Consider the following 12,484-nt stretch of genomic DNA (forward strand, 5'->3'; position numbering starts at 1 on the left):
CGCCGCCCGTGCAGCCGGACCACGAGCGGGATCAGTGCAGGTCAGCCGGGGTTGACCCGGGTGACCGGTCCCGCCGGGGCCTGTACGACGCGGTGCTGCTGGACCGGGACGGCACGCTCGTGGAGGATGTGCCGTACAACGGCGACCCGGAGAAGGTACGGCCGGTGCCGGGCGCGCGCGAGGCGCTGGACCGGCTGCGCGCGGCCGGGCTGCGACTGGCCGTGGTGACCAACCAGTCCGGGCTGGCCCGGGGCCTGTTCACCGCGGACGACCTGCGCCGGGTGAACGCCCGGGTGGAGGAACTGCTCGGGCCCTTCGACACCTGGCAGATCTGCCCGCACGCGGAGCCGGACCGGTGCGCCTGCCGCAAGCCGGCGCCGGGCCTGGTGCACGCCGCCGCCCACACGCTCGGCACCACACCGGGCCGGTGCGTGCTGATCGGGGACATCGGCGCCGACATGGGGGCCGCCGCGGCGGCCGGCGCCGCCGCGGTGCTGGTGCCCACGCCTGCGACCCGCGACGCCGAGGTCGCCGCCGCGCCGACCGTCGCCGCCGACCTGCCGGACGCGGTGGACATCGTGCTGGCCCGGATGCGGCTGGTGGCCGCGCCGGAACCGGCTCGCGGCCCGAGTCGGGGCACCGTGCTCGTGGCGCGCAGCGACGCGGCGGGTGACGTGCTTGTCACCGGACCCGGGATCCGGGCGGTCGCGGCCGGCGCGCGCCGGGTGGTGCTGCTCTGCGGGCCGCGCGGACGCGCCGCCGCCGAACTGCTGCCCGGCGTCGACGAGATCATCGACTGGCCGCTGCCCTGGATCGACGCCCCCGCCCCGGCGGTCGACCCGCACGCGATGCGCGCGCTGACCGACCGGCTGGCCGCCGTCGGCGCCGACGAGGCGGTCGTGTTCACCTCCTTCCACCAGTCACCCCTGCCCCTGGCCCTGCTGCTGCGCATCGCCGGAGTGCCCCGGATCAGCGCGATCAGCGACGACTACCCCGGCGCCCTGCTCGACGTGCGCCACCGCGTCCCGGTCGGCGTACCCGAACCGGAACGCGCCCTGTCCCTCGCCGCCGCCGCCGGCTTCGCCCTGCCCGACCACGACGAACCGCGACTGCGGCTGCGCGTCGACCGGTTGCCGCCGGTGCCGGCCGCCGCCGGACCGCCCGGCTACGTGGTGCTGCACCCGGGGTCCTCGGTGGAGACCCGCGCCTGCCCGGTCGAGCTGGCCACCCGGATGGTTCGGGTGCTCGGCGCCGCCGGCTACCGGGTGGTGGTCACGGGTGGGCCGGACGAGCGGGAGTTGACCGCCCGGGTGGCCGCGGCGGGCGGCGTGGACCTGGGCGGGTGCACCGGGCTGGACGAGCTGGCCGCCGTGGTCGGCGGGGCCGGCGCGCTCGTGGTCGGCAACACCGGCCCGGCGCACCTGGCCGCGGCGCTTGGCGTGCCGGTGGTCAGCCTGTTCGCCCCGACCGTCCCGTTCGGCCAGTGGGGACCGTACCGGGTGCCGACCGTCCGCCTCGGCGACGCCGCGGCGGCCTGCCGGGACACCCGCGCCACCGTCTGCCCGGTCCCCGGACATCCCTGCCTCTCGGCGGTCGAACCGGGTCGGGTGCTGGAGGCGCTGCGGTTGCTCGGGGTGGTCGGATGAACATCCTGCTCTGGCACGTGCACGGCTCCTGGACCACGTCGTTCGTGCACGGCAAGCACCGCTACCTCATCCCGGTCAACCCGCAACGCGACGCCTACGGACTGGGCCGTGCCCGCACCTACCCCTGGCCCGACACCGCCGTCGAGGTCACTCCGCAGGACCTGCGCGCCACCGACGTCGACGTGGTCATCCTGCAACGACCCGAGGAACTCGATCTCGCCACCGAGTGGCTGGGCCGCCGGCCGGGACGCGACCTGCCCGCGATCTACGTCGAACACAACACCCCCAAGGGCGACGTCCCGAACACCCGCCACCCGATGGCCGACCGTGACGACCTGCTCCTCACCCACGTCACACACTTCAACGACCTGTTCTGGGACACCGGCGCCACCCGCACCACGGTCGTCGACCACGGCGTCGTCCCACCCGCCACCGAGTGGACCGGCGAACTGGACCGCCTCGCCGTGGTGATCAACGAGCCGGTACGCCGCTGGCGGGTCACCGGCACCGACCTGCTCACCCGCTTCGCCGAGCTGGCGCCGCTGGACGTCTACGGGATGAAGGTGGCCGGGCTCGCGGCCCACCTCGGGCTGCCCGAGGATCGCCTCACCAGCCACGACGACGTGCCGCAGCACGCCATGCACGCCGAACTCGCCAAACGCCGCGCCTACCTGCACCTGTGCCGATGGACCTCGCTCGGACTCAGCCTCGTCGAGGCGATGACCATCGGCATGCCGGTGATCGCCCTGGCCACCACCGAAGCGGTGCAGGCCGTGCCCCCCGACGCCGGCGCGCTCTCCACCCGGGTCGACGTGCTCGTCGACGCCGCCCGGACCCTGCTCGACGACCCGGCCGCCGCCCGGCGGGCGGGCGCCGTCGCCCGGGCCGCCGCCCGCGACCGCTACGGCCTGGAGCGTTTCCTCACCGACTGGGACCGGCTGCTGGAGGAGGAAGTATGCGCATCGCGATGATCTCGGAACACGCCAGCCCGCTCGCCGTCCTCGGCGGGGAGGACGCCGGTGGCCAGAACACGCATGTCGCCGAGCTCTCCGCCGCGCTCGCCGCCGCCGGCCACGACGTCCGGGTCTACACCCGACTCGACGCGGTGGACCTCCCGGCCTCCGTCCACACCCCGGACGGGTACCAGGTCGCGCACGTCCCCGCCGGTCCGGCCGAGCCGGTGGCCAAGGACGACCTGCTGCCGTACATGCCGGCGTTCTCCGACTGGCTGGCCGACAGGTGGCGCACCGGAGACTGGCAGCCGGAGGTGGTGCACGCGCACTTCTGGATGAGCGGGCTGGCCGGGCTCGCCGCGGCCCGGCGGGTCGGCGTGCCGGTGGTGCAGACGTACCACGCGCTCGGCACGGTCAAGCGTCGCCACCAGGGCACCCAGGACACCAGCCCGGCGGGACGCATCGACCACGAGCGGGACCTGGGCCGCTCGGTGGACCGGGTCGTCGCCCAGTGCCAGGACGAGGTCGCCGAGCTGGTCCGGATGGGGGTGCCGCGGTCCCGGGTGACCGTGGTGCCGTCGGGGGTGAACCTGTCGACCTTCGGCCCGCTCGGCCCGGTCGCCGAACCGGCGGGCGGCCGGGCCCGCATCCTCACCGTCGGGCGGCTGGTGGAACGCAAGGGCTTCCAGGACGTCGTCCGGGCCGTCGCCGACGTGCCGGACGCCGAGTGCGTGGTGGTCGGCGGGCCACCGGCCGGGCTGCTGGAGACCGACCCGTACGCGGTGCGGCTGCGCGCGCTCGCCGACTCGCTCGGCATCGGCGACCGGGTGCGCCTCGTCGGCGCGGTGCCGCGCGAGGAGATGGCCCGTTGGTACCGCTCGGCGGACGTGCTTGTCGCCGCGCCCTGGTACGAGCCGTTCGGCCTCACCCCGTTGGAGGCGATGGCGTGCGGCGTGCCGGTGGTCGGGACGGCGGTCGGCGGGCTGACCGACACGGTGGTGCCGGGACGAACCGGCGACCTGGTCCCGGCTCGTGATCCGGCGGCGCTCGGCGCGGCGATCCGGGCGCTGCTCGGCGACCGGATCCGCCGGTTCGCCTACGCCACCGCGGCGCTCGACCGCGCCCGCACCCGCTACTCCTGGGCCACCGCCGCCGAACGCCTCGGCGAGTTGTACGAGGAGGTGGCCACCGTGCGCCGGCCCACCCGGGTGGTCGCCTGATGGCGGCCACGCCGGCGGCCGGTCAGACGGTGCTGGAGGAGCACCTGACCCGGCTGGCCGCCGCGCTGCTGCCGCTGCACGGGGCGGAGGACCTGCTCGCCCGCTGGGGCGGTGAGCTGGCGTACCGGCTCGCCGCGGGGGGCCGGTTGCTGGTGGCCGGCAACGGCGGCAGCGCCGCCGAAGCCCAACACCTCACCGCCGAACTCGTCGGCAAACTCCGCCACGACCGCCGACCCCTGTCCGCCATCGCCCTGCACGCCGAGACCAGCGCGCTGACCGCCATCGGCAACGACTACGGATACGACGAGGTCTTCGCCCGCCAGGTCCGCGCCCACGGCCGCCCCGACGACCTCCTCCTGCTCCTGTCCACCAGCGGCGCCAGCAGCAACCTCCTCACCGCCGCCCGGGCCGCCCACGCCACCGGCCTGCGCTGCTGGGCCTTCACCGGCCCCGCCCCCAACCCCCTGGCCGACCTCTGCCACGAGCACTTCGCGGTGGACTCGCCCGACGGCCAGGTGGTGCAGGAACTGCACCTGGTCGCCGTGCACGTGCTCTGTGAGTACGTGGACCGGGCGTTGCCGGCGGCGCTCGCCGCCCGGCCCTCGGCCGGTGACGTGCGAAGCGGCGTCGAGGTGGTGCTCGGCGACCCGGATCCGGAGGTGCAGGCCCGATGAGGAGGTCGAGCATGACGGGACCCGTGGTGGTGCTCGGTGACACGCTGCTGGACCGGGACGTGGAGGGGCTGGTGAACCGGCTCTGCCCGGACTCCCCGGTGCCGGTGCTGGACGAGACCACGTCTGTCGACCGTCCCGGTGGCGCCGGCCTCGCCGCCGTCTTCGCCGCCGCGGAGGGCGCCGAGGTCGCGCTTGTCACCGCCGTGGCCGACGACGCCGGCGGGGCCCGGCTCGGCGCCCTGCTCGCCGCCGCCGGGGTGCAGCTGTACGCGCTCCCGCTCGCCGGCGCCACGCCGGAGAAGGTCCGGCTGCGGGTCCGCGGCCGGGTGCTGCTGCGCCACGACCGGGGCGGCGCCATCGGGGTGCCCGGTGAACCGAGCGAGGCCGTGCTGCGGCTGCTCGCCTCCGCGTCCGCCGTGCTGGTCAGCGACTACGGTCGGGGCGTCGCCGGCCAGCCCGCGCTGCGGGCCGCGTTGGCCGCGACCCGGGCGCCCGTGGTGTGGGACCCGCACCCACGCGGCCCGGCGGCCGTGCCCGGGGTCCATCTGGCCACCCCGAACGAGCCGGAGGCGCGGGAGCTGGCGAAGACGCCGCCCGGTGGTTCCCGGCTGGCGACCGCGTCCCGCAGCGCGCAGGCGCTGCGCCGGCGCTGGCAGGCCGGCGCGGTCGCGGTGACGCTCGGTGGGGACGGCGCGTTGCTCTGCCACGCCGGTTCCACCCCGCTGGTGGTGCCGGCGCCGGCGGCTGAGGGGGACACCTGCGGCGCGGGGGACCGGTTCGCCGCGACCGCCACCCTGGCGCTGGCCCGGGGCGCGCTGGTGTCCGAGGCGGTGCAGGAGGCGGTCACCGAGGCGTCCGCGTACGTGGCCGGCGGGGGCGTGGCGACCGCGCTGCCGGCGCCGGTCCGGGCCGTGCCCCCGGCGGTGGTCACGGCCGGTGGGGACCGGATCGGCGCGGTGGCCGCGGGCGAGGTGGTGGCCCGGGTACGTGCGTCCGGCGGCACGGTGGTGGCCACCGGTGGTTGTTTCGACCTGCTGCACGCCGGCCACGTGGCGACCCTCCAGGCGGCCCGGCAGCTCGGCGACTGCCTGGTGGTGTGCCTCAACTCCGACGCGAGCGTGGCCGGGCTGAAGGGACCGGAACGTCCGGTCGTGCCGCAGGGCGACCGGGGCCGGCTGCTCGCCGCGCTCGGCTGCGTCGACGCGGTGCTGATCTTCGACGAGCACACCCCGCACGCGGCCCTGTCCTGGCTGCGCCCGGACATCTGGGTCAAGGGCGGCGACTACGCCAGCGGCGGCGGCGCCCAGACGCTGCCCGAGTCGGAGATCCTGGCCCGCTGGGGCGGGCACACGGTGGTCGTGCCGTACCTGGACGGGCGGTCCACCACCGACATGATCGCGGCGGCCCGCGCCGGACGCGGCCGGGCCGGTCGCCCGGCGACGGCGCAGACCGGGCCCGCGACGGTCGTCCGGTCCACGGCGAAGGAGGCACGATGAACATACGACGCGTCCGGCCCGGCGTGGTCACGCCCACCCGTCCGGGGGAAGCGGCATGAGCGCCGGCCCGCCCGGCGTCGGTCCCGCCGTCCTGGTCACCGGCGGGTCGAGCGGCCTCGGCGCGGCGGTGGTCGCCGCGGTCGCCCGCTCCGGCGGCCGGCCCCTCGTGCTGGACCGGCAGCGCCCCGCCGACGGGGTGCCCTGGGCCGAGTGCGACCTGGCCGACACCCGCGCCGCCGAAAGCGCCACCCGGGACCTCGCGGAACGCTCCGGCGGGCTGGACGCGGTGGTCACCGCCGCCGGCGTGGACGTGCCCGGCAAGCTGGCCGACGTGCCGGCGGAGACCTGGGAGCGGATCGTCACGGTGGACCTGCTCGCCACCGCCGCGGTGATCCGGGCCGCACTGCCCTTCCTGACGGCGTCCCGGGGCAGCATCGTCACCGTCGCCTCCACGCTCGGGGTCAAGGCGGTCGGCGACGCCACCGCCTACTGCGCGGCCAAGTTCGGGGTGGTCGGCTTCACCCGGGCGCTCGCCGCCGAGCTGGCCGGCGCGGTCGGGGTGACCCTGCTGATCCCCGGCGGCATGCGCACCGCCTTCTTCGACGAGCGGGACGCCCAGTACCGTCCCGGCCCGGACGCCGTGCTCAACGAGGCGGCCGACACCGCCGCCGCGGTGATGTTCGCGCTGTCCCAACCGGCCGGTTGCGCGGTCCGCGAGATGGTGGTCTGCGCCGAACAGGAGTCGTCGTACCCGTGATCCTGGTGCTGCGCGCGCTCGGGGTCGGCGACCTGGCCACCGCCGTCCCGGCCCTGCGGGGCCTGCGCGCCGGGCTGCCCAGCCGGGAACTGGTGCTCGCCGCGCCGGCCTGGCTGGCGCCGCTGGCGGAGCTGACCGGCGCGGTGGACCGGGTGCTGCCCACCGCGGGGCCGGGCCGGATCGCCTGGACCGGTCCGCCGCCGGAGGTGGCGGTCAACCTGCACGGCCGGGGGCCCGAGTCGCACCTGGCGCTGGCCGCCACCCGGCCGGGCCGGCTGCTCGCCCACCGGAACCCGTCGGCCGGCCACCTGGACGGTCCGGCCTGGACGGACGACGAGCACGAGGTCCACCGCTGGTGCCGGTTGCTGCACGCGTACGACCTGCCGGCCGAACCGGGCGACCTGGCGCTGCGGCGTCCGGCCGTGGCCGGCGTACCCGCCGGGGTGACGGTGTTGCACCCGGGCGGCAAGGTACCGGCGAAGCGCTGGCCGGCGGACCGTTTCGTCGGGTTGGCCCGGGCGCTGGCCGCGCGGGGGCACCGGGTGGTGCTCACCGGCTCGGCCGACGAGCGGGCGCTCGCCGACCGGGTGGCCCACGACGCCGGACTGCCGCCGACGGCGGTGCTGGCCGGCCGCACCGGCCTGGCCGAGATGGCCGCGCTGGTCGCCGGCGCGCGCCTGGTGGTCAGCGGCGACACCGGGGTGGCCCACCTCGCCACCGGCTACGGCACCGCCTCGGTGGTGCTGTTCGGGCCGGTGCCGGCGGCGCACTGGGGTCCGCCGGCCGACCGGCCCCGGCACCGGGCGCTCGGCGGCACCGAGGCCGGCGGAGTCGAGGCCGGCGGAGTCGAGCGGGATCCGGCGGGCGGGACGGGAGCGCACCCTGCGTTGGCCGCCGTCGGGGTCGACGAGGTGGTGGCGGCGGTGGCCGAGGTGGAACGGGTCTCCGGTGCGGTTGCGGCGTAGCGATCCGGGCCGGCCCGGCTACGGTCGGCGGCGGCGCGGCAAGGGCTGGCTCTTCCTCGACCCGACGGGCGAGCCGGTGGGCGACGCCGGCGAGCTGGCGCGCCTGCGTGAGCTGGTCATCCCGCCGGCCTGGCGGGACGTGTGGATCTCGCCGTACCCGAACGGGCACATCCAGGCCACCGGCATCGACGTGGCCGGCCGCAAGCAGTACCTCTACCACCCCGGCTGGCGGCAGAAGCGGGACGAGGCCAAGTTCGACCACGTGCTGGAGGTGGCCCACCGGCTGCCGGTGCTGCGTGACCGGGTCGCGCACGACCTGGCGCTGCGCGGGCTGCGGCGGGAGCGCGTGCTGGCCACCGTCGCCCGGCTGCTCGACATGGGGGCGTTCCGGGTCGGCAGCGACCAGTACGCCACCGGCGAGGAACCCACGTTCGGCGTGTCCACGCTGCGCCCGGAGCACGCCCGGTCCCGTGGCGGGTGCGTGGTCTTCGAGTTCCCGGCCAAGGGCGGCATCGAACAGGTCCGCCGGGTGGAGGACGCGGAGCTGTGCCAGGTGCTGCTCAACCTGCGTCGACGGCGGCGCGCGCAGGAGCGGCTCTTCGGCTACTGGGACGGGCGGGCCTGGCGCGACGTGCGCAGCGACGAGGTGAACGACTACCTGCGTGACGCCAGTGGCGGGGAGATGACCGCGAAGGACTTCCGCACCTGGCACGCCACCGTGCTGGCCGCCACCGAGCTGGCCACGGTGGGCCCGCAGCGGTCCGTCACCGCCCGTCGACGGGCCGTGGCGGCGGTGATGCGTTCGGTTGCCGAGCTGCTCGGCAACACGCCGACGGTGGCCCGGACGTCGTATGTGGACCCGCGCGTGGTCGACCTCTACCACGACGGGGTGCTGGCGCCGGTCCAGCCGGAGATGCCGCGCGACGCGGTGGAGAAGTCGGTGTTGACGCTGCTGGAGGAGGAGGCCGACTGACCGACCGGCCCCGCCGGTCCTGGGGGGAAGCGGCGGGGCCGGAAACCGGGGCCGTGCGGCGTGGCGCGGGAGGCCACCGCCGGGGCGGGGTCGCCCGCGGCTGGACCGCCGCGGGCGCCACGCCGCGGCCCCCCGTTACCGGTTGGTCGTCGCCGGGTTCCCGGCGCCGGCCCGGGTCCAGTGTGTCCCGGTCGGGTTGACTTCGGACGCCGCGTTGTTGACGATCCGTGCCCGTTCCAGGTGACGCGCGCGGTATGCCTGCGGCGTCTCCGCCTGCGCCGCCCGGAAGGCCCGGCTGAAGTGGGCCTTGTCCCGGAACCCCCAGCGGCCGGCGATCGCCTGGATCGACCGGCCGCCCAACGCCGGGTCGGCGAGGTCCCGGCGGCATCGGGCCAACCGTTCGTCCCGGATGTACGCCGCGATCGTGGTCGCCTCGGACTCGAAGAGCCGGTGCAGGGAGCGCACCGAGATGTGGTGCGCGTCGGCGATCGTGGCCGGGTCCAGCGTGCCGTTCCCGAGGTGCTGGCGGACGTACGCGCGCACCTGGGCCAGCAGGGCACGGCGCCGGACCTCGGTGGGGACGGCGTCCTCGGAGACCAGGTGGCGGCCGAGCAGCGTGGCGGTCAGGTCGAGCGCGACCGCGCCGAGCCGCTCGGCGTCGGCCGCGTGGTATTGCTCCGGGTGGCCGGTGAGCCGGATGAGGTAGTCGGCGAGCAGCGCGCCGACGCCCTCGCCGCCGGACATCCGGCCGGCGAACAGTGGGGCGAGCTGGCGGTGCGACAGCGGCAGCGCGTCGTACGGGATGAGGGCCACCACCGAGCTGGCGGACCGGTCCCGGGCCCCGTCGACGTGGTGGCTGATCTCCTGCGGGCGGGCGCAGTCGTAGAAGGTGAAGTGGCCGGGTGGGCAGACGCCGCGCTGCCCGTCCTGGTCGGTGACCCCGGTGCCGGTCAGGGGCAGCGCGAGAACGTAGCAGGGCGCGTCCGAGCGCTGGATCAGCTTGCGGGTGCGGATCCCGTCCAGCGACGGGTAGCGGTGCCGGATGAGCTGCATCGGCCCCAGGTCGAGGAACTCGGCCCGGGCGGTGAAGTTGTCGGCGTGCTCGGTGCGCACCCGCATGAGCGTCGGTGTGCGGGCGAGCATGTCCAGCCACAGCCCGAACCGGTCCGCGGCGGGCACCTGCGCCGTGTCGAAGACCTGCGGTTGCATCGCGATGTCCATGAACGACCCCCGTGGTTCGTCTGCCCTTCACCAAAGACGACGCCCCACGGGTCGGAAATGCGACCACCCGTGGGGCGTGACGTCCGTCATAGGCAGACGGCAGGTCAGTCGTTGAGCACCTGGGACAGCCGGTCCCGGAAGCGACGCTCGGAGTCGCTCACCACGTCACCGCCGATGCCCAGGATGCCGCCGGTGGAGGCGGCGCCCACCACCTGGTCGGCGATCTCCACCAGCCAGTGCCGGTACGCCCCGGACTGCCCCTCGTCCACCTTGCCGGTGAGCAGGGCGGACGCCTGGCCGGCGCGGGCGAGCACGTCCTCGATCATCGCCGTCGGGTCGTCCGGCGTGATCACCGGCAGCTCCGCGCCGGTCTCCGGGTCGCCGACCCGGGAGACGACCTCGCCGGCCACGGCCGCCACCAGCGGGCTGGCCGACTCGCGGCCGGCGGCGATGGTCTCCAACCCGGCGGCGTTCTCGGCCATGGTCCGCCGGGTGCCGTCGGACTCGGCCGCCGCCGCCGCGGTGAGCACCGCCTGCGGCAGACCCACCAGCAACCCCCACTCCTCGTCGGAGACGCCGAAACGGGTGTACGCCGGCTGCTCGATCACGATCAGGTTCCTTTCGCCGTGGTCGTCGTTGTCGACGGGCACCGCCACGGTGCCCGGGTCAGGCTAGTCCAGTTCCAGCAGGCCCTGTTCGGACACCACGCGCACGGACAGCGTCTTGTAGCCCACCTCGTCGAAGAGCACGGTCATCCGGTCGTCCTCGTAGTTGAGCACCAGACCGGACCCCCACTCGGCGTGGCGGACCTGGCTGTGCACCGGGAACGGACCGACCGCGCCGTCGTTCGCCACGCTGGTGCCGGCGTGGCAGTTGTCGCAGTGGCCGCAGACGTCGGTCATCTGCTCGCCGAAGTAGGCGAGCAGGACCTGCCCGCGGCAGCCGGTGGTCTCGGCGAAGGCGCGCATCATGTCGGTCCGTGACCGGGTCACGGTCTGCTGCCGCTCGGCCTCGGCGCGCGCCGCCCGCCCGGACTCGACGGCGTCCGGCGCGTACCGGGGCGCGCCGACGCGCTGCCGGGCGCGTGGCACGGCGGCGCCGATCTGCTCCAGCAGGGAGAGATACTGGCCGAGCTTGCGCGGGCCCAGCCCGGTCAGCTCGCGCAGCTCCTTGCGGGTGCGGGCCTTGCTCCGCAGCACCGCGGCGAGGTCGGTCAGCTCCTTTTCGTCCGGCAGGCCGCCGCTGAAGTAGCGCTGGAGGCCGACGTCCTCGGACCGCCAGAGCAGCAGGACCCGCGACGGTGAGCCGTCCCGGCCGGCCCGGCCGATCTCCTGGAAGTAGCTGTCCGGCGAGTCGGGCAGCGCCATGTGCACCACCCAGGCGATGTTCGGCTTGTCGATGCCCATGCCGAACGCCGAGGTGGCCACCATGATCGGGACCCGGTCGGCGAGGAACGCCTCGTGCAGCTCGTGGCGGGCGCCGGTGGGCATGCCGCCGTGGTAGAACTCGGCCGGGAAGCCGGCGTCGGTCAGCCGCCCGGCCAGTTCCTCGGCGGCGCGCCGGGTCGGCACGTAGATGATGCCGGGGCGTTCGTCGTCGCGCAGCAGCGCGATCAGCCGCCGCCACCGGTAGTCGTCGGTCGGGCAGTAGGCCACCTCGAGGAACAGGTTGGGCCGGTCCAGCCCGGAGACGACCACCTCGGGCTCGCGCAGCCGTAGCCGGGCGATGATGTCGTCGCGGACCGGCGGGGACGCGGTGGCGGTGAGCGCCACCACCGGGGGCCGGCCCAGTCCGTCGATCAGGTGGCCGAGCGCCAGGTAGTCCGGCCGGAAGTCGTGGCCCCAGGACGAGATGCAGTGCGCCTCGTCGATCGCGACGAGCGCCGGGCCCAGTGAGCGGACCTCGGCGAGCCGGTCCGGGTTGCTCAGCGCCTCGGGCGTGATGAACAGGAACTCCGCCCGGCCGGCCCGGATCTCCTCGATCGCCTCGGCCTGCTGCGCGGCGCTCTCGTCCGAGCTGATCCGCACCGCGCGCAGTTCGGGCCGCTGCCGCTCGTTGAGCGCCGCGATCTGGTCCTGTTGGAGCGCGAGCAACGGGGAGATGACCACGGTCGGGCCGGGGATCAGGCTGGCCGGGATCTGGTAGATCGCCGACTTGCCGGCGCCGGTGGGCAGCACCACCAGGGCGTCGTGGCGCTTCATGACGGCGCGCATGGCGGCCAGTTGGTTGGGCCGCAGCGCGGTCCAGCCGAACAGGTTCTTCGCCGCGCGGCGCAGGTTGGTGGCGTGCGTGGTCAGCTTCATCAACGGCCACAGCTACCCCGGGCGTCACCACCCGAAACCGGGGGCGGGGCGGGCCGTCAGCGGCGGAACATCGCCCGGATCGCGATCAGCAGGAACAGGGCGCCGACCACCAGGCCGAGCAGGCGTACGCCGGGGATGTCGGCGGCGCTGGTGGCGTCGGCGAGCGGCAGGGCGGACATGCCGGAACTCTCCCACGGGCCGGGCCGGGAACGCCAGCGGCTAACAGTAAGGATTGTTGACTATTTAGCTGCGCGGTGTGACCATGTGAGCACCCGT

12 protein-coding genes are annotated in these 12,484 nt (G+C 75.5%); 8 read left to right on the top strand and 4 right to left on the bottom strand.

What is annotated here, in order from left to right:
• Nucleotides 1-8 precede the first annotated feature (8 nt).
• The 8 genes from O7613_RS05785 to O7613_RS05820 are packed head-to-tail and all read left to right on the top strand — an operon-like array spanning nucleotide 9 to nucleotide 8,684.
• The gene (locus O7613_RS05785) at nucleotides 9-1,646 is read left to right on the top strand and encodes an HAD-IIIA family hydrolase (protein ID WP_281583814.1); all 1,638 of its coding nucleotides are present in this window, start codon (nucleotides 9-11) and stop codon (nucleotides 1,644-1,646) included.
• The gene (locus O7613_RS05790; protein ID WP_282292591.1) at nucleotides 1,643-2,617 is read left to right on the top strand and encodes a glycosyltransferase; all 975 of its coding nucleotides are present in this window, start codon (nucleotides 1,643-1,645) and stop codon (nucleotides 2,615-2,617) included. Before O7613_RS05785 ends, O7613_RS05790 begins: the two co-directional genes overlap by 4 nt.
• Nucleotides 2,602-3,819 (top strand): glycosyltransferase, encoded by a 1,218-nt coding sequence (locus O7613_RS05795; protein ID WP_282292593.1) that lies wholly within the window; start codon nucleotides 2,602-2,604, stop codon nucleotides 3,817-3,819. Before O7613_RS05790 ends, O7613_RS05795 begins: the two co-directional genes overlap by 16 nt.
• Nucleotides 3,819-4,493 (top strand): SIS domain-containing protein, encoded by a 675-nt coding sequence (locus O7613_RS05800; protein WP_281583811.1) that lies wholly within the window; start codon nucleotides 3,819-3,821, stop codon nucleotides 4,491-4,493. Before O7613_RS05795 ends, O7613_RS05800 begins: the two co-directional genes overlap by 1 nt.
• A gap of 11 nt (nucleotides 4,494-4,504) precedes the next feature.
• Entirely contained in the window at nucleotides 4,505-5,989 is a 1,485-nt protein-coding gene (locus tag O7613_RS05805; protein WP_281583810.1) for a PfkB family carbohydrate kinase, read from the top strand.
• A gap of 55 nt (nucleotides 5,990-6,044) precedes the next feature.
• Nucleotides 6,045-6,746 carry an SDR family oxidoreductase gene (locus O7613_RS05810; RefSeq protein WP_282292596.1) on the top strand — a complete coding sequence of 234 codons (702 nt, stop codon included), beginning with the start codon at nucleotides 6,045-6,047 and terminating at the stop codon, nucleotides 6,744-6,746.
• Nucleotides 6,743-7,711, top strand: a complete 969-nt coding sequence (locus tag O7613_RS05815) for a glycosyltransferase family 9 protein (RefSeq protein ID WP_282292598.1) — start codon at nucleotides 6,743-6,745, stop codon at nucleotides 7,709-7,711. Before O7613_RS05810 ends, O7613_RS05815 begins: the two co-directional genes overlap by 4 nt.
• On the top strand, nucleotides 7,695-8,684 hold the full coding sequence (locus tag O7613_RS05820; protein WP_282292599.1) for a DNA topoisomerase IB: 990 nt from the start codon (nucleotides 7,695-7,697) through the stop codon (nucleotides 8,682-8,684). The genes O7613_RS05815 and O7613_RS05820 overlap by 17 nt, the downstream gene beginning before the upstream one ends.
• Nucleotides 8,685-8,819: 135 nt before the next feature.
• Here O7613_RS05820 and O7613_RS05825 read toward each other — a convergent pair whose 3' ends face one another.
• The 4 genes from O7613_RS05825 to O7613_RS05840 form a co-directional block, all read right to left on the bottom strand.
• Nucleotides 8,820-9,905, bottom strand: a complete 1,086-nt coding sequence (locus O7613_RS05825) for a helix-turn-helix domain-containing protein (protein ID WP_282292600.1) — start codon at nucleotides 9,903-9,905, stop codon at nucleotides 8,820-8,822.
• A gap of 104 nt (nucleotides 9,906-10,009) precedes the next feature.
• Nucleotides 10,010-10,513, bottom strand: a complete 504-nt coding sequence (locus O7613_RS05830) for a hypothetical protein (protein WP_281590379.1) — start codon at nucleotides 10,511-10,513, stop codon at nucleotides 10,010-10,012.
• 63 nt (nucleotides 10,514-10,576) lie between these two features.
• Nucleotides 10,577-12,208 carry an ATP-dependent DNA helicase RecQ gene (locus tag O7613_RS05835; protein WP_282292601.1) on the bottom strand — a complete coding sequence of 544 codons (1,632 nt, stop codon included), beginning with the start codon at nucleotides 12,206-12,208 and terminating at the stop codon, nucleotides 10,577-10,579.
• A 56-nt stretch (nucleotides 12,209-12,264) separates the two neighbouring features.
• Nucleotides 12,265-12,387: a hypothetical protein gene (locus tag O7613_RS05840; RefSeq protein ID WP_281583804.1), complete on the bottom strand. Its 123-nt coding sequence runs from the start codon at nucleotides 12,385-12,387 to the stop codon at nucleotides 12,265-12,267.
• Nucleotides 12,388-12,484: the final 97 nt, after the last annotated feature.

The organism is Micromonospora sp. WMMD975, from assembly GCF_029581215.1.
Lineage (GTDB): Bacteria > Actinomycetota > Actinomycetes > Mycobacteriales > Micromonosporaceae > Micromonospora.